The organism is Parabacteroides provencensis, assembly GCF_900232875.1.
GTDB lineage: Bacteria > Bacteroidota > Bacteroidia > Bacteroidales > Tannerellaceae > Parabacteroides > Parabacteroides chinchillae.
In genome coordinates, this window is the sequence record NZ_LT960491.1 from 43051 (window position 1) to 60981 (window position 17931).

11 protein-coding genes and 2 pseudogenes are annotated in these 17931 nt (G+C 37.4%); 6 read left to right on the forward strand and 7 right to left on the reverse strand.

The window, feature by feature from the left end; genetic code table 11:
• Nucleotides 1-11 precede the first annotated feature (11 nt).
• The 6 genes and pseudogenes from CTY47_RS13560 to cysQ all read right to left on the reverse strand — a co-directional run bounded on the left by CTY47_RS13560 (nucleotide 12) and on the right by cysQ (nucleotide 6638).
• The gene (locus tag CTY47_RS13560; protein WP_099465327.1) at nucleotides 12-1115 is read right to left on the reverse strand and encodes a sulfotransferase family protein; all 1104 of its coding nucleotides are present in this window, start codon (nucleotides 1113-1115) and stop codon (nucleotides 12-14) included.
• 9 nt (nucleotides 1116-1124) lie between these two features.
• Nucleotides 1125-2558, reverse strand: a pseudogene (gene cysN / locus CTY47_RS13565) (sulfate adenylyltransferase subunit CysN); the annotation flags it as partial.
• A gap of 20 nt (nucleotides 2559-2578) precedes the next feature.
• Nucleotides 2579-3487, reverse strand: coding sequence for a sulfate adenylyltransferase subunit CysD (cysD, locus tag CTY47_RS13570; protein ID WP_099465329.1), 909 nt, complete (start codon nucleotides 3485-3487; stop codon nucleotides 2579-2581).
• Nucleotides 3488-3516: 29 nt separating this feature from the next.
• Nucleotides 3517-4119 carry an adenylyl-sulfate kinase gene (gene cysC / locus CTY47_RS13575; RefSeq protein WP_099465510.1) on the reverse strand — a complete coding sequence of 201 codons (603 nt, stop codon included), beginning with the start codon at nucleotides 4117-4119 and terminating at the stop codon, nucleotides 3517-3519.
• Nucleotides 4120-4146: 27 nt separating this feature from the next.
• Complete coding sequence (locus tag CTY47_RS13580; protein ID WP_099465330.1) at nucleotides 4147-5700, reverse strand: SLC13 family permease; 1554 nt, start codon at nucleotides 5698-5700, stop codon at nucleotides 4147-4149.
• Nucleotides 5701-5834: 134 nt separating this feature from the next.
• Complete coding sequence (gene cysQ / locus CTY47_RS13585; RefSeq protein ID WP_099465331.1) at nucleotides 5835-6638, reverse strand: 3'(2'),5'-bisphosphate nucleotidase CysQ; 804 nt, start codon at nucleotides 6636-6638, stop codon at nucleotides 5835-5837.
• A 295-nt stretch (nucleotides 6639-6933) separates the two neighbouring features.
• On the opposite strand from cysQ, the gene glyA reads away from it, so the two are divergent.
• Together glyA and CTY47_RS13595 are read left to right on the forward strand one after the other, a co-directional pair.
• Nucleotides 6934-8214, forward strand: coding sequence for a serine hydroxymethyltransferase (gene glyA, locus CTY47_RS13590; RefSeq protein ID WP_099465332.1), 1281 nt, complete (start codon nucleotides 6934-6936; stop codon nucleotides 8212-8214).
• 113 nt (nucleotides 8215-8327) lie between these two features.
• Nucleotides 8328-10676: a family 20 glycosylhydrolase gene (locus CTY47_RS13595; RefSeq protein ID WP_099465333.1), complete on the forward strand. Its 2349-nt coding sequence runs from the start codon at nucleotides 8328-8330 to the stop codon at nucleotides 10674-10676.
• An 81-nt stretch (nucleotides 10677-10757) separates the two neighbouring features.
• Here the strand turns inward: CTY47_RS13595 and CTY47_RS13600 are convergent, their stop codons facing one another.
• A complete protein-coding gene (locus CTY47_RS13600) occupies nucleotides 10758-13154 on the reverse strand; it encodes an alpha-L-arabinofuranosidase C-terminal domain-containing protein (protein ID WP_233202194.1) in 2397 nt (798 codons plus the stop codon).
• 269 nt (nucleotides 13155-13423) lie between these two features.
• Between CTY47_RS13600 and CTY47_RS13605 the strand changes: the two genes are divergently transcribed.
• The 4 genes and pseudogenes from CTY47_RS13605 to CTY47_RS13620 all read left to right on the forward strand — a co-directional run bounded on the left by CTY47_RS13605 (nucleotide 13424) and on the right by CTY47_RS13620 (nucleotide 17928).
• Nucleotides 13424-13786, forward strand: coding sequence for a response regulator (locus CTY47_RS13605; RefSeq protein ID WP_099465335.1), 363 nt, complete (start codon nucleotides 13424-13426; stop codon nucleotides 13784-13786).
• 416 nt (nucleotides 13787-14202) lie between these two features.
• A pseudogene (locus CTY47_RS13610) lies at nucleotides 14203-14964 on the forward strand (sugar transferase); the annotation flags it as partial.
• 25 nt (nucleotides 14965-14989) lie between these two features.
• Complete coding sequence (locus CTY47_RS13615) at nucleotides 14990-15769, forward strand: TolC family protein (protein WP_099465511.1); 780 nt, start codon at nucleotides 14990-14992, stop codon at nucleotides 15767-15769.
• Complete coding sequence (locus CTY47_RS13620; protein ID WP_099465337.1) at nucleotides 15769-17928, forward strand: GumC family protein; 2160 nt, start codon at nucleotides 15769-15771, stop codon at nucleotides 17926-17928. Before CTY47_RS13615 ends, CTY47_RS13620 begins: the two co-directional genes overlap by 1 nt.
• The last annotated feature ends 3 nt before the right edge of the window (nucleotides 17929-17931 follow it).

Below are 17931 nucleotides of genomic sequence, written 5' to 3' on the forward strand. Positions count from 1 at the left end.
ACAAAACAGCTTTACAGATCATACCCCCATTCTTTAAGAGCCATACCCCAATTTTCTTCAACAACCCGAATCGTCTTATCTTCGTATTTATACTGGTTCTTCTTATATCCTTTTTTCTTATCAAGATATTTCTCAATATAAGGCTTCGATTCATTAAATGAAGATAGATTCAGTTTGTTATATATATCTTCCGTCATAGCAAAAGCATCTTTTTCAAAATCTTCAAACTTTATTTCAACCAGGTTGCCTTTTGGTATCAAATGTTTTTGCTCTTGATATTTGTAAAAGAGGCGCTTATAAACCTCCACAAAATTATGTTCTAGTTCTTCATTTGAAATATTCTGTAATTTAAGAGGCTTGATAGTATTAGTAAAAAAACTTCGCGTACTCTCAAATACAGTGTAGGGATTTCTTTTCAGATATATAAACTTTGCATTCGGAAACATTTCCAACAATGTCTTAATGCGCCCCGTATGTGGAGGATTTTTACTTAAAAACTGAGCACCTTGAGTATTCCATAAAGATATTTTTACCAATTTCATGAATGTTTTCTTAAATACCTCCCGCTCCTGCTCCGTTATTGCATCGAATGTCAAATAACGATCACAGTACTCCAACATGCGCTGCGGAAAAAACCAAAAGTTATAATAACTGTATGGCAACATATTCGATAAAGCAAACTCTTCTTCCTGAGGCAAATCAACCTTTAACTCCATATTATCGGTCGGACGTTTATCCGGCATCAGAAATGACATATTCTTTTTAAAGAAAGGTTGTCCCCAAAGCATCAAATGAGGAAATACCGTCTGATAAGTCGTAGTATAACCAAAATGTTTATCACACGCCAAAACATTATGAACAAAGGTAGTTCCACTACGCCAATGCCCCAATATAAAAAGAGGATCAGCTTCCAAAGGCTTGTCAGCCAATTTACGATAGTACTTTTCCTCTATCGGGTTTAATAAACTCAGTAAACGGCAAACACCTTTTGTCAGATAATATTTATTTTGATATTCCTTATCTATACTCTGACGATCCGTTACTTTTTTAAAAGTATCCCAATCTGCTCCTACCAACGTATTAATAGGCAGTTTATCAAACTCCAATAATCCCATATATTTATATTAATCTGTAACACATTTAACAGGAACACCTTGACGGATTAATTCCTTGCAAACAACCTCGATCGCTTCATAATGCTCTTTACCGATGCCCAACTCTTGTAAATTCAAAACAGCCAGTGCATCTTCTGTCAACATATCTTTTGCATCTACCCGATCTATAATCATTCCTACGGCCGAAGTATTATTTGTAATCGGATCTATAAGAATAAAAGCTCCGGTTTGCTTGTTTTTCTGATATGAATCAAAAAATAATTCTTTGCCTGTTGTAAAAATAACACGTCCGATTTCATTTAGTTCCAAATGATCAACAGATGACTGTTCCATTGTATTCACATTCACTTTATAGCGAATACTGTCTACACGTGCACGAGTTGTATTTGTCGTATGTTTGATGTAGAATTGTTTATTCGTGTCCATAGGTTCTTCATCCATCCATACCAACATAGTTTCAAAATTACGATCTTCGAGTGGCAGATTATCCGGGCGGACAAGCATTTCTCCACGAGAAACATCTATCTCGTCTTCAAGTGTGATCGTTACACATTGGGGAGGAAATGCAAAATCCAACTCACCGTCATAAGTCACAATACTTTTTACTTTTGAAGTTTTACGGGAAGGCAGTGCCATCACCGTATCTCCTTTACGAACAATACCACTTGCAACCTTTCCGCAGAAACCACGAAAATCGAGGTTCGGACGTAACACATACTGTACCGGAAAACGGAAGTCCTCAAAATTGCGATCTCTGTCAATAGGTACATTTTCAAGGAAATCCAATAAAGAAGGCCCTTCATACCAAGGAGTACGCACACTCTTTTCCACTACATTATCCCCATCCAAAGCTGATAAAGGAATACAAGTAACATCCGGTATATTTAACGGGGTTACAAACTGTTTATAATCAGCAACAATAGTATCAAAAACCTGCTTATCAAAGTTTACCAAGTCCATTTTATTAACGGCCAAAACAACATGCTTGATACCCAATAAAGAAACCAAGTAAGTATGGCGGCGCGTTTGAGTAATCACGCCGGTACGTGCATCTACAAGAATAATAGCCAGATTAGCAGTAGATCCGCCGGTTATCATATTACGGGTGTATTGTTCATGCCCCGGAGTGTCAGCTATAATAAATTTTCTATTATTCGTACTAAAATAACGATAAGCAACATCAATAGTAATGCCTTGTTCACGTTCCGCTTTTAAACCATCCAAAAGCAATGCATAGTCTATATGTTCACCGGCATTACCCATGCGCTTACTATCACGTTCAAGTGCATCCAGCTGGTCTTCATATAGTTTTTTACTATCAAATAACAAACGGCCTATCAATGTAGACTTTCCGTCATCAACTGAACCTGCCGTCAGCAGACGAAGCAAATCTTTCTGTTCGTCTTTATCTAAAAATTCCTTTATATTTAATGTTGTCATATTCTTCTTAGCGAATTGATAATTTAGAAATAACCTTCCCGTTTTTTCTGCTCCATACTAGCATCCTGGTCAAAATCTATCACACGAGTCGTACGTTCGCTCTTTGTTGTAGTCATCATCTCTTCTACGATCTTCTCGATTGTATCTGCTTCACTTTCAACAGCTCCGGTCAAAGGCCAACAGCCCAATGTACGAAAACGTACCATACGCATCTTTATCTGGCTGCGATACTGCTCCGGTAACCGCTCATCATCTGCCATTATCAAGTTCCCATCTATTTCAACACAAGGACGCTCTTTTGCATAATATAACGGAACAATCGGAATATTTTCCAAACGGATATATTGCCAGATATCCAATTCCGTCCAATTTGAAAGCGGGAAAACACGGATGCTTTCTCCTTTATGGACGCGTGCATTATAAATATCCCATAACTCCGGACGCTGGTTCTTCGGGTCCCACTGATGGAATTTATCTCGGAAAGAAAAGATACGTTCCTTTGCACGGCTTTTTTCTTCATCACGTCGGGCACCACCAAAAGCGGCATCAAATTTATATTTATCCAAGCCTCGAAGCAAAGCTTGTGTTTTCATCAAATCGGTATGTACTTTACTCCCATGGGAAAAAGGACCTACGCCAGCATGAAAAGCTTCCATATTGGATTCTACGATCAAATTCCAACCAAACTTTTTTGCATATTCATCCCGGAATTGGATCATCTCCTTAAACTTCCATTTCGAATCTATGTGCATTAACGGGAACGGAACTTTTCCCGGAGCAAAAGCTTTTTCTGCCAATCTCACCATTACAGATGAATCTTTTCCAATAGAATAAAGCATAACAGGATTTTCAAATTCAGCTGCTACTTCGCGGATAATATGAATAGCCTCCGCCTCCAACTCCTGTAAATGACTTAATTTATATTCCGACATACGATTATATTATATTTTAAATGACAATTTTAATTATTCTGAACTCTTGGTAATATCAATTCTAACAAAAGATTTACCGATTCTTCTACACTCAATATAGAAGTATCTAAAGACAAAGCAGGACATGACGGAGCCTCAAAAGGTGCAGATATACCTGTAAAATCTTTTATCTCACCCTTTCTGGCTTTTGCGTATAGCCCTTTTACATCACGTTTTTCACACTCTTCCAACGGAGTACTAACATATATTTCCAAAAAATTATCTTTCCCAATAATAGAAGATGCCATTTCCCGCATTTCATTATTAGGGCTTATAAAAGCAGCAATCGTAATAATTCCCGTATCAATAAACAACTTACTAACCTCGGCTATACGACGTATATTCTCTATCCTGTCTTCTGCAGAAAAGCCTAAATTATTATTGATGCCACTCCGGATATTATCACCGTCCAAAATACGGCATAGTAACTTTCTTTTATTCAGTTCACGTTCCAAAGCTATAGCTATTGTACTTTTACCGGAACCACTCAGTCCTGTAAACCAAATCATCACACTATGCTGCTTCAACAAAGCCTCTTTATCTTCTCTACCCAACATCCGGTCAAAAATTGGATAAATATTTGTAGAGTGCATTTCTTTCATCATTCTATTCAGAGGTATTTAAAATTTCCAAATCATTGGTATTACAAATATTGAAATTAAGAAAGTAATCAGGTTAAGCGGTAACCCAATCTTTACGAAATCAGTAAATTTATAACCACCTACACCTTGTACGATCAGGTTCGTCTGATAACCTATCGGCGTACTAAAGCTAGCTGATGCAGCCATACATATCACAACAAAAAACGGTGTCGGATCTACTTCTAACTGCAATGCTACAGAGAGAGCAATAGGGAAACTCAATGCAGCTGCAGCATTATTTGTTATAAGCTCTGTAAATATATTTGTAATAACAAATAAGATCGCAAGTAATGCATAAGGTCCTAAATTATCCGCCATACTAATAATATGACTGGCAATCATTGCTGCAAAGCCCGAATTTTCCATAGCTTTACTGATTGCAAATGCACAAGCTATTGTTATCAATATATCCCAAGATATATACTTTGTGTATTTTTTAGGAGGGAATATTTTTGTCCACGCCATAATAATCGTAGTAATACAAACAAAGAAAAACATATCCAGGTTCATACCGGGTATCAATTCTTTTACAGACGGTAATTCACCGATAGTAGCACCCAAAATCATAAAGATCAATAATCCTAAAGCCAGCCAGCGTTTACCCCTGGAAACAGATTCTGTCCCGTCACTGCCATTAGCCAACATTAAAAAGACACTAGACTCACCCCATGTCGGAATGAAAGAATCATCAGCCCAGAGAACTAACGTATCGCCCTCATGAAGTACAACATTTTCAAGATTATTGGTAAATCGCTCTCCTCCGCTTTTCACTTCTTTTACAATAGCGCCATAATGCCTTGTAAAATTAAATTCGCCCAATGTTTTATTTATACCGGGAAACCGTGAGCCCAAGACGGCTTCGACTTTATGCAAATTCCCCTGATTTTCTTCCTCACCATCATCTATCAACGTATCCTTACGTTCGTCAGGAAGCAATTTATTCGAAAAGATAAATAAGTAAATGATTCCTGCTATTGCAATAAAGATACCTACACGACCTAATTCAAACATAGTAAAGCCCTGATAACCGGCTTCTAAAATCATACCATGCACCACCAGGTTTGTAGATGTTCCGATCAAAGTACAAATACCCCCCAGAATAGTAACATAAGACAAAGGGATCAGGAATTTTGTTGCCGGCAGTTTAACACTCTCTGCCCAACGTTTAATAATTGGAGCAAAAATAACAACAACAGGAGTATTATTTAGAAAAGCCGAAATAAAAGCGATCGGAGGCAGCATACGTAACTGGGCTCTGAAAACAGTTGTCTTCCTTTGTGGAAGCAGTTTTTTTATCAGTTGCCCCAAAGCACCGCTTTGACGAATACCTTCACTGACCAAAAATAGCATAGCAACCGTTATCATCCCCTTATTACTGAATCCTTCCAACATCTCTTTCGGAGTCAGTATTCCGACACATAAAAACAGCACAACAACTGTCAACAAAACCATGCCGGGACGCATACAATCCCACACAAGAGCTGCAATCATGCCAACCAAAGCCAGCAATACAAATATTATTTCAAAGTCCATGCCACCTATTTCTGTCTAAAATATTTTCAGGTAAGGCACAAAGGTAATAAGAATATCAGTTGTTTTTCACACATTAAATACTATTTTATCTTTTATACATTATTCGAACCAAAAGATTCTATATTTGGCACAAATCATTTCACAATGAACCATGGGTTATGCAAATCTTCTTTATTATAATGTATAGGAGTCTTTTCATCCAGTAAATAAATATTACAACCGGCAGCTATAGCAATTGCATGCCCTGCTGCTGTATCCCACTCCATCGTAGGTGCAAAACGAGGATACACATCTGCCGAACCTTCAGCAACCAGACAGATTTTAAGACTACTTCCACTACTGATTAAAGTAACCGGCTTGCCTTGTTTACGAAGGTTTTCAATATAATTAGTCGTTTCTTCCGACTGATGTGAACGCGAGGCGACAACTACCACTCCTTGATGGCCAATAGAAACAGGTAAACGAATTGCATTCTGTTTCAGTTCATCCATAGAGGGTTGGTTGCTGCTATCTACATTTGTTAATTTATAAGCTGCATCCGTAGCAAAATATAATTCTTTTCGTGCAGGCACATAAATAACCCCCAACACAGGTATGCCTTTTGACACTAAAGCTATGTTAACTGTAAATTCACCGTTCCTTTTGATGAATTCTTTCGTTCCATCCAAAGGATCAACAATCCAAAAAATATCCCACTTGGAACGTTCCTTATAAGGTATTTCAGCGCCTTCTTCACTCAAAACAGGAAATGGTGTTACTGATAATGCATTCGAAATTAAACGGTGAGCCGCTTTATCTGCAATAGTAAGAGGCGAATTATCCGCCTTTCGTTCAATTCCAAAATCAGATTTTGGATCAGTATATATATCCATTATAGATTTTCCGGCATCCAAAGCTGCACGTATAGCGATATATAAATAATTGGAATAGTTCATCATCACTTGTATTCTTTAGGTTGTTAATGCACAAATGTAAAACTTTTTATGAGAATAAAAAAGGCCGACGGATTATATTCAAGACTATAAAGGCCGGTAAAGTATAAAAAAAACATCACGATCTTTTATAAAAATCATCGGGATCATTTCAAAAAATGATCCCGATGATCCAAACAGTTACCTTACATAATTTTGAAACAATTTAGTCTTGTATATAATTTTTTATCGTAAATTTGCATCGATCCTCACTATATGCAAACAAAAGAGGATTCATTACAACAAACCAATTTTACAGGTAATGGAAAGAGACAAAATCATTTTCGACATCATTGAAAAGGAACATCAGCGTCAATTAAAAGGCATTGAGTTGATCGCTTCCGAAAACTTTGTAAGCAACCAGGTTATGGAAGCCATGGGAAGCTGCTTAACCAATAAATATGCAGAAGGTTATCCTGGCAAGCGTTATTATGGAGGATGTGAAGTAGTTGACCAAAGCGAAACAATCGCCATTGAAAGATTAAAAAAGATCTTCAATGCAGAATGGGCAAATGTACAACCTCATTCCGGCGCACAAGCCAATGCTGCCGTATTTTTTGCAGTATTAAATCCGGGAGATACATTTTTAGGATTAAATTTAGCGCACGGAGGCCACCTTTCCCACGGTTCTCCTGTAAATAGTTCAGGTGTATTATACCACGCTACAGAATATAATGTAAAAGAAGATACCGGACGTGTAGACTACGACCAGATGGAAGAAGTTGCATTACGCGAAAAACCCAAATTGATCGTCGGTGGCGGTTCGGCCTACTCTCGTGACTGGGATTACAAACGTATGCGCGAAATTGCCGATAAAGTCGGTGCTTTATTAATGATCGACATGGCACACCCTGCAGGTCTGATTGCAGCAGGTTTGTTGAACAACCCGCTGGAATATGCACATATTGTAACTTCAACAACACATAAGACTCTTCGTGGACCACGCGGCGGCATTATCCTGCTAGGTAAAGACTTTGAGAATCCTTGGGGTAAGAAAACACCAAAAGGTGAAACCAAAATGATGTCTCAACTATTAGATTCAGCTGTATTCCCCGGAATACAAGGAGGTCCGCTAGAACACGTTATTGCAGCAAAAGCAGTAGCATTCGGCGAAGCTCTCGAACCGGAATATAAGACATATCAAACTCAGGTTAAACTGAATGCAGCAGCAATGGCTAAAGCATTTGCCGACAAAGGTTATAAAATTATATCCGGCGGCACAGACAACCACAGTATGTTGATTGACCTGCGTACAAAATTCCCTGATCTAACAGGGAAAGTAGCAGAAAAAGCTTTAGTTGCTGCAGATATTACAGTCAACAAGAATATGGTTCCTTTCGACAGCCGTTCTCCTTTCCAGACCTCAGGTATCCGCGTTGGCACACCGGCAATCACAACCCGTGGTGCAAAAGAACCGTTAATGGCTGAAATCGTAGAACTGATGGATACCGTACTTTCTGCTCCCGAATGCGACAAAACTATCGCATCTGTCCGCGAAAAGGTTAACAGTATCATGAAAGAATATCCTATTTTTGCATGGTAATCATATCCGACAACATAGAGGGTAGGAAATGACTCCTACCCTTTTCAATAAAAAGCGGACATTTCCCGCTCCATTTCAAAAATAAACAATCCATCAACAATCATTCAAAACACATGAAAAAGCTCATTGCAACAATTTGTGCAACAAGTGCATTATGTCTTTTAGCTTCCTGTGGTGAAGAGTCAGCCAAACAGATGCCATATAACGACGGAATCAACATTATTCCGACTCCGGTAAGTCTGGTTCAAAACGAAGGAAGTTATAAGCTTAACAAAAACACGCAGATTTACGCTTCTACGCCAGAAGCTAAAACGGTAGCAGCATTTTTTGCTGCCAAAATGAATACTGCCACCGGTTATCAGGTAGCCGTAAGTGACAAAGAAGTCTCTAATGGTATTTCTTTAATTATAGATGAAAACCTGGACGTTAACGATGAAGGTTATACTTTAGATGTAACCACAGAAAATACCAACATTAAAGCTAAAACCCCGCAAGGTTTATTCTATGGTATGCAATCATTTATGCAACTATTGCCGGCTGAAATAGAAAGTCCTTCTGTTGTAAAAGGAATAGCATGGACAGCTCCAGCCGTTACAATCAAGGATGAACCCAGATTTGGCTACCGTGGAATTATGCTTGATCCGTGCCGTCATTTTATCCCTGTAGAAAATATTAAGAAACAGTTGGATGTATTGGCTCTTTTCAAAATAAACCGCATGCACTGGCATTTGACAGACGACCAAGGCTGGCGTATTGAGATCAAAAAATACCCCAAACTTACAGAAATCGGTTCTAAGCGTATTGACGGAGAAGGTACGGAATACAGCGGATTCTATACACAAGACGAAATCAAGGACATCGTTAAATATGCAGCAGACCGCTTTATAACAGTAGTTCCCGAAATCGAAATACCAGGCCACGAACTGGCTGCCATTTCTGCATATCCGGAATTATCTTGTAAAAGCGAACCAATTACTCCGCGTGTCATTTGGGGGGTTGAAGATGTTGTATTATGTGCCGGAAAAGAAGAAACATTCGAATTTCTGGAAAATGTAATTTCTGAAGTCGTTCCTTTGTTCCCTGGTGAATACTTCCATATCGGAGGCGACGAATGCCCCAAAGACAGCTGGAAAAATTGTCCTCTTTGCCAGAAACGTATTAAAGAAGAAGGTTTAAAGGGTGATGCAAAACATTCAGCTGAAGAGAAACTACAAAGCTATTTTGTTCAAAGAATGGAAAAGGTATTGGCAAAACATGGCAAAAAGATTATCGGATGGGATGAAATCCTTCAGGGAGGTTTAGCACCTACCGCAGCTGTAATGTCATGGCGCGGAGAAGAAGGCGGCATTGACGCAGCCAGCATGGATCACGAAGTAATAATGACTCCGGGAAGCAACGGTATGTATATCGACCAATTCCAGGGAGATTCAAAGATAGAACCGGTTTCTATTGGTGGTTACGATCCGTTAAGCAAAGTGTACAGCTACAATCCAACACCTGATACATTGGTAGCCCAAGGTAAAGATAAATTCATCAAGGGTGTTCAATGTAACGTCTGGTCGGAATATATGTATAATACAGATCTTATGGAATACCGTATTTACCCGCGAATTATGGCTCTTGCTGAAATTGCGTGGACTCCAATGAACAGAAAAGACTATAAAGACTTTGAGCGCAGAATAGATAATGCCTACGTTCGTCTGGACGGACATGATATCAACTACCATATTCCGCAGCCCGAACAGCCAAACGGTTCTTGTAATTTCGTAGCATTTACAGATTCGACAACATTAGAATTCAAGACAACCCGTCCAATAAAAATTGTTTACACAATAGATGGTTCCGAACCGACTCCCGAATCTACAATATACGAAACACCAATCTCGTTTACCGAATCAGGCGTATTAAAGATCCGTTCTGTCTTACCTTCCGGTAAAATGAGTCCGACGCGTGTCATTACTGTAGAAAAACAGGAATTAGCTCCGGCGAAAGAAATAGCACAAACTACACCAGGGTTAAAAATGGACGTTACATACGGTTATTTCCTGGAATCGTCGCAATTAGCTGACGCTAAAGACTGGAAGACTTCTAATATTAAAAGCCTGAGAGAACTTACCAGCGTTGAAAAAACAGACGAATCCATGCGTGGTGTAAAACAATATGGTGCTGTTGCTACAGGATATGTAAATATCCCGGAAGACGGCGTGTACTACATTTCTTCTAATAACGAAGAAGTTTGGATAGACAATAATTTGTTAATCAACAACCAGGGCGAAGTAAAACGTTTCTCTCGCCACGACACATCTGTTGCATTGGCAAAAGGCTTACACGAAATTAAAGTTGTATTCTTAGGACACATTATCGGTGGTTGGCCTTCTAATTGGAATGATGGCAGCATTTTGCTTCGTAAGGCGGATGCTAGCGAATTTACCCCTATTACGCCTGAAATGCTAGTGCATTAATACAAACTCCAGCTATATAGAAATCCTCCCGTATTATATGAAACATACGGGAGGATTTTTTATAATCTCTTGTAGCTTATATCAGTCTACCTCCAATTTCAACAACGTAATAGAATTAGGCGGAAATTTATAGACCATAGGCCCTCCGATAGAAAAGGAAACGCGTTTCTTAACAGGGATAATAGCGTCCGGAACAGAAATAGTATTCATTGTCTCCGGCGAACCGGCCAGTTGAATCAGTTCAACATTATTTTTTACGCTTATACCATTTAACTTCAGTTCTGTCTTTTCTTCATGGCGGGTAGTATTAACCACTTTCAATAAAATCGTATTCGTCTTTTTATCCAAAGTTGCGACAGAGACTAACGAAGGTAGCGGCCGTAAATTAGCCTCATGTAGTAAAACATCATCCACATAGCATTTGATCTGCTCATTTTTGCAAGATAATTTAACTGTATACCAACGGTTATTTTCAAAAGCAAAGGGTTTAAGTGCAACAAGAGAATCCCTTACAGTACCAGTTTGTTGATATAATTCGGAAACACCTGCACCGATTGTCATGCCTATATAATTACTCTTTTCATCCACCATTCCGTTATCACGCAAACGAAATTGTATTTGTCCGCTACCTTTTGTTCGCTGGATAGTCGCTGAGAGTTCATAATCATGCATAGTAGAATCACCCATTAATACATAGTTCCAGCGATTTGCATCAGGAACAAAAGTGTCATCATCTATTTTCCATCCGCCGGTTTGGACAATTGCGTCCGTTATTGATGTATTATTTATTTTAACATCCTTAATATCATAGCTATTGTCAAATAGTTCAATTCCAGCTCTGCCGAATGTAACCTGGGGACGTTTATACGTATCGACCTCCGTCTTCAAAACCTCGTCTCCCTGGTTATTGGCAAATATCTGTAATAAATAATATGATGGCGAAAGTGCAATCCGTGTATTATTAAATGCAATCATTGCCGAACGGTTACGTTCAAAATTAGTATTAATAAAGACTGGCGCATAAGCCAGTTTTTTAACTATGTCCGGATTACTTTCTGCCCCAATAAGAAAGCACGCCTCACCTATTGCATTTTGCAATGTACCTGTCTCTTTTTCCGATACGGAACCAAACTCTCCAATAAAAACACCTTGAGAACGACGATAGTTCTTATCCGTCTCATAGCGGTCATTATTAGAGATAAAGAAGTTTTCTGTTGAGTAAAAATGCGAGTCAACCCAATCTGCTCTATTTTTACGTGAAATAAAAGAACTGCTTATAACAGTTATATTCGGATAAGCTTCTTTAATGGCATCACGAAACAAAGCAAAACGTTTTGCATATTCTTGCCCGTAATTTTCACTACCAATCTCTATATATTTCAAACCAAATGGCTTGGGATGGCCATTCTTGGCACGCATAGCTCCATAAGTAGAATCGGCCGGTTCATTTGCATACGCAATAGCATCCAATGCGTCCTTCACCAGTTTATCCATAGCTGTTATATCTTCATAACGGGGACGGCGGCTTTGGCTCGTCACACCGCTATTAACAACATAGACAGGTTCTGCTTCCAGATCTTCACACATTTGCAAATATTCATGAAAGCCAATGCCGTTGGTAGTGCCATAAGACCAAACGCCCCAAAAGTGCTTACGTCCAGCCACATTTCCTATTGTTTCTTTCCAGACCGGATAAGTACCGGCTGTATATCCTTCAACAAAACTTCCTCCAGGGAAACGAATAAAAGCAGGATTAAGAGCTTTTACTTTTTCCATCAAATCAGGTCTCAAACCATTTGGCCTACCATTCCAAGTCTTTTCAGGCAATAAAGAAACCATATCCAACCAAAATATGGCAGATGTATCGACAGAGATTGTCAAAACAGCATTGTCTACATCACGGTTAGCTGTAAAAGTATGATAAAATTGCTTCCATTCATAGGATGCAGGAAAACTTGCGACATCACTCAATACAGAAGCCTTTACCGAATCTTCTAATGTAACATGAACCGTCTTCGGTGTTATTGTAGCACCTTTAATAAATAACGACAAATTATATTTTTCACCTTTTCGGAGCGGTATTCCTTTATAACCTTCAGCAACAACACCACCTCTCCCCCCTTCAGCAGATGCATTTGCAGAAACCAATAATGACCTTTTATTCGCATCATTGATTAACTCTTTGCTATCCGGATATATATTTGTATTTGGAGACAGACAATGCCAGCCAGGTATAGAATCGGGTTTTATAAAAGGTAAAGTCCATCCATTAGGGGTAATTAATAAATTCCGGGAAGCATCAAAAGGGCAATTCAAAGGAGGAACTCCATCTTCAAAGCTACGGTTTTGTATCAGTTCGGCATATATTCCGCCATCTATAGCATGATTAATTTCTTCAAAAGACAACCCGTATAATTCCTTATTTGTAGAGAGTGTCACGCTTTCTGCATCAATGGTTATAACAGACGTAATTGGCATTTCAGGCCTACATCCTGTTAAATGAAAAAAAAACAACCCACATACAAAAGGCCATATGGGCAAAAAATATAATTTTAATCTATCCATTTATTATCTCGCATATTTGATTGTACAAAACTAAATAATTATTTTTTATATATCCCATTTTTATTATCCAGTCTCATATGGGACTAAAAAAGCAATGAATTATATAGTTTTTCTAAAATAATTGCTTTACTTTTGCAGTATGACATTTAATGATGTAAAAACGGGTACTTTGGTATTGTTGTATGAAAAAATCGATTCTTTTAGTTGATGACAAACCAGAGATTGCGAAGATCATCATGCTTTACTTATCTCTTTACGAAGTAAAATATGTTGAAAATCCGATCAAAGCAATTGCATGGTTGAAAGAGGGAAATATTCCAGATACAATCATTTCCGATCTGAATATGCCGGAGATGACAGGTGAAGACTTTTTGATATATTTAAAGTCTAATGAAATGTTTAAAGACATTCCAGTATTAATTCTATCTTCTGTTGAAAGCAGTGCAAACAGAATACGTTTATTTGAAGAAGGCGCCGAAGACTTTATTTTAAAGCCATTTAACCCGGAAGAATTACGAGTTAGAATAAAAAGAATCCTTAGATAGAGATGCATTACGTCTTTTTCGGAAATAATATACAAATCGCAGAACATTTAAAAAAAGCAATAAACAAGGATATCTCCATTTGCTCAAATAGTCTGCGGGTAAATAACTTGCTTTCTCAAACAAGCAATCAGAAAAGCAATGAGATAGAATGTTGTATATTTTTTGAAAGAAAACACACAAGTACGGATGTTCATATAATCAAACAGTTAGTACAATTATATCCTAATATTTATATTATTCTGGTAAGTTCTCCCTTACCAAAAGAGGAAAAACTACCTTATTTGAAAGCGGGTATAGATTGTATTATTTCTCAAAATATTACAAAGGAAGAAATAAACAAAATAATATCATTTGCCATAACCTATCACAGCAAAACCCAGGCAAATGATACTCTTGCTGAATGTGATTTAAGCACATTCAAAATGCCTCTATGGAAACGTCTTTTCGACATTATATCATCTTTATCGGCTATATTATTACTATCCCCGGTTATTCTTGCCACAGCATTGGCTATCCGTTTAGAAAGCAAAGGGCAGGTTATCTATAAAGCCAAGCGTGTAGGCAGTAATTATAAAATATTTTATTTTTACAAATTCCGTTCCATGTATGCCGATGCCGACAGACGACTGGCCGAATATAAACGGTTGAATCAGTATATGGCCGAAGATGATACCGGTTGCGCTTCAATGAATAAAAAAAACGACACTATATCTGTATCAGAATATGACCAAAGCCAAGTTGTTCTGTTTTCGGACAATCAAAAAACATCAGAAAACGAATATTTAAAAACGAAACAGACAGAACGTTCCAACACTTTTTTCAAATTGGAAAACGATCCGCGAATAACTCATGTAGGTAAATTTATACGTAAGTATAGCATTGACGAATTGCCCCAATTATTTAATATATTAAAAGGTGATATGTCAGTTGTAGGGAATCGTCCGCTACCTTTATACGAAGCCGAATTACTTACTAGTGACGAATACATACAGAGATTCATGGCTCCGGCCGGATTAACCGGATTGTGGCAAGTTGAGAAACGTGGAGATGCCGGAAAAATGTCTGCAGAAGAAAGGAAACAATTAGATATAAAATATGCCAAATCGTTCTCTTTCATTTTGGATATGACAATTATTTTCAAGACATTTACGGCGTTCATCCAAAAGGAGAATGTATAAGATAAATTATATAAGACAATGGTCTATGAGAAAATTTCTAGTCATAATTATACTATTCACTCCTGTTTTAGTTTTTGCCCAAAAGCAAAAAAAGACTTATTTCGATAAGGCAACAGAAGTAAGAGCTAGTTCGGGAAGCGACTCTATCCAAACTATACTGGATGATTACGAACACATACAGCTACCTTCATTGTCTGTATTTTTACAATCAGTTTATGATCACCCTTCTATTAAAATATTCGAAGCAAAACGTGAAGAAGCTGATGCAGAGATGAAAGTAACTAAAAGAGAATGGCTTAACTATTTCCGTATATATGGACAATACCAATATGGCAGCATTGTTTCACTTTCCACGACATCGACAACAGATGAAAATCCTTTTCTAACCAGTATAGGAAACAACCAACATACCTATAACGGAGGTATTTCTGTAAGCATACCATTCGGTAATTTATTTGGGCAAAAACAAAAAACAAGAGCTACAAGGGCAAAACTTCGCCAGTTGGATTATGAATATGAAATATCAATTGAAGAACGTAAGCTCAAAATACTTGAAGCATACAATAATGTTTTACAAGAATTAGCTACATTAAAAGCTAAATCTGATGCTGCAGCTTTATATAACGCTCAGATGAAAATATCCGAACAAGACTTTATCAATGGAAAAATTGACATCATTGCATTGTCTATGGAAAGAAGCCGTCGATCTAACGCTGTTATTACCTACCAGGAAGGCAGAGCCACATTGCATAATGCTGTTACTTTATTAGAGATGCTCACAAATGTCAAAATTATCAACAGGTAATGGATATAACACTCTATATATCACGTTTTTTATATAGAATCCGATACCAGTTAATATTCGGGACATCCATTATTACAGCCCTTGTGATCTATTTTTCACAATTTTTAGGAAAGACTTATACTGTGAGTACCAGCATTTATACCGGTATCACTTCGCAGTCCGGATTAAGTGACGAGTCCAGGCCTGATTGGCAATCTATCAATAACACATTCGACAACATTGTGAACTTAACTAAATCCAAAGGTTCACAAGAAAAAGTATCATTGAAATTAGTAGCCATAGATTTAATTCAGGGAAACCCTTTGGAGGACAATATCTATATCACAGCAAAGAATTACAAAGAATTACTTGCTATTACTCCCAGGGAAATAATAAAGTTAGTAGATAAAAATTCTTTCGAAAAAACTGTCGCAAATTTCAATCAATATAAAAAAGACGCCCCCCGGGGATTTTTTTATATACTATTCAATGGGAATAATCCTTTTTACAGCAGTGATGCACTGTCTAAAATTTCAATTGTACGTATGGGAAATAGTGATTTGATTAATATTTCCTATCAATCTCCAGACCCAGGTATTGCATTAAGTACGGTTAAACTAACAAGTGAGGAATTACGTAATTCTTACAGTGCTCTACGTTATAAAACAGTGAACGATATTGTAAAGTATTACGAAGATGAATTAAAAAGATTAAGAACTCAATTAACGAACCTGGAAGACAAACTTACTCAATACAATATAGAAAATAGTGTTATCAATTATTTGGAACAAACAAAAGCCATTGCCATTTCATTTACAGATTACGAAAACCGTTATGAAGAAACAAAAAGGGCATACGAAAGTGCGACTAAAATACTAGAAGAGCTAAATCAATACATGGATATAAGAACAAAGCTTGTTTCTGTTAATGATGACTTTATAAAAACACTTGAACAAATTTCCACCATCAACGGGAAGATAACTGAAATAGAAATTTTCACATCTGAAGATAAACAAGATGCCGACGACGATTTAAAAAGATATAAAGAAGAACTAAAAAATGCAGAACAAAAGATTGCCGTATTGACAAATCAGATAAACAGTTACAAAGAAAGCAAAGAAGGTGTTGCCATTGACAATCTCGTTAATGAATGGCTGCAACAAACACTGATTCGTGCCAAAGCTCAAGCTGATCTAAAAATATTGGACGAACGCAAACAAGAATTTAAGGAGCAATATCAGACCTACTCTCCTGTAGGAACACAAATTAACCGGCAAGAAAGGGAAATTAAATTAGTTGAAGCATCTTATCAAGAGGTATTACATGCTTTGAATATGGCAAAAATGAAACAAAAAGACTTGTTATTGACTAGTTCAAATCTGAATACTATTACAGAACCTGTTTTTCCATTAACAAGTGATAAAAGTAAACGAATGCTACTTATTATAGCTGCATTCCTTACTTCCATGATATTTATTATCGGGTTCAATTTAGTTGTTGAGCTTCTAGATCGCACGCTCCGGGATGCAGAACGTACCCGTCGCCTTACCCATCTTCCTATATTAGGGGCTTTTACAGGAAATGCCCAATTACGATATAGAGGTTTTATAAAAATGTGCAATCGTATTTCTGCATCATATCTTTGTAATCGTTTGAATCAATATTTAAGAAAAGACAAAACCCTCGTTATTAATCTTCTTAGTATTGAACCAAAAGAAGGTAAGAGTTTTATAGCCCAATATATGAAAACCCAGTGGGAAGAGCAAGGGCTGGAAGTGCTCTATCTTACAGCAGGGAAAGATTTTCCAATTGCAGCATCTTTTATTACGGCAAGTGAATTTAATATACTCTACAAAATCTATAAAAAGCCAGACATTCTTTTATTAGAATATCCGGCAGTCCAGAAAGAAAGCCTTCCTGCTATCCTTTTAGAAAAATCTGATGTAACTATTTTAGTTGCTAATGCACGCAGAGTCTGGAAATACAGTGACGATGAATATGTAAAATACTTGAAAGACATAATAAAAGATGTACCACTATATATTTATCTGAATAATGCATCCCGTGAAGCGGTAGAAGATTTCGTCGGACAGCTTCCCCCTGTCAGTTCTATGAGATCTATTGCCAACAGAATGATGTATATGGGACTTACAGCAAAAGATTCTGCTATAAAAAAATAAATT